Origin of the sequence: Natrinema sp. 1APR25-10V2, assembly GCF_031626495.1 — an archaeon.
Taxonomy (GTDB): Archaea; Halobacteriota; Halobacteria; order Halobacteriales; family Natrialbaceae; genus Natrinema.
The window spans coordinates 1-770 of record NZ_JAMQOJ010000021.1 but is presented as its reverse complement, the minus strand read 5'-3'; the positions used below and the strand labels follow the sequence as shown (position 1 = coordinate 770).

Below are 770 nucleotides of genomic sequence, written 5' to 3'. Positions count from 1 at the left end.
GTGACCTTTGTGTAGGGGTGAAAGGCCCATCGAGTCCGGAAACAGCTGGTTCCAACCGAAACATGTCGAAGCATGACCTCTGCCGAGGTAGTTCGTGGGGTAGAGCGACGGATTGGGGGACCGCACTCCGAGAGGAGTGCGCCCCCCTGTCCAACTCCGAACCTACGAACGCCGTTCGACGCAGGGAGTCCGGTGCGCGGGGTAAGCCTGTGTACCGTGAGGGAGACAACCCAGAGCTGGGTTAAGGTCCCCAAGTGTGGATTAAGTGCGATCGAAGGTGGTCTCAAGCCCTAGACAGCCGGGAGGTGAGCTTAGAAGCAGCTACCCTCTAAGAAAAGCGTAACAGCTTACCGGCCGAGGTTTGAGGCGCCCAAAATGATCGGGGCTCAAATCCACCACCGAGACCTAGCGGCGTGTGTCACAACACGATCCCGTAGGTTGGCGTTCTGTTCGGGCGGAAGCACGGCTGAGAAGTCGTGTGGACCGTTCAGTAACGAAAATCCTGGTCATAGTAGCAGCGTTAGTCGGGTTAGAACCCCGACGGCCGAACGAGTAAGGGTTCCTCAGCAATGCTGATCAGCTGAGGGTTAGCCGGTCCTAAGTCAGCCCGTAAGTCGAAGCTGACAACAGGGAAATAGGTTAATATTCCTATGCCAGTGTGCACTCAAAGCCGACGCTTTGGGGCCGCCTCTGCCGGGCTATCGCCCGGTCGAACAGTCGAAATTCGTGGAAGCCGTAATGGCACGAAGCGAACGAATGGCTGGATAGCG

The 770-nt window shown here is 57.4% G+C and carries 1 rRNA gene; it reads left to right on the top strand.

Annotation, left to right across the window (positions count from 1 at the left end):
* Positions 1 to 770: ribosomal RNA gene (locus NDO75_RS27700) — 23S ribosomal RNA — on the top strand; the annotation flags it as partial.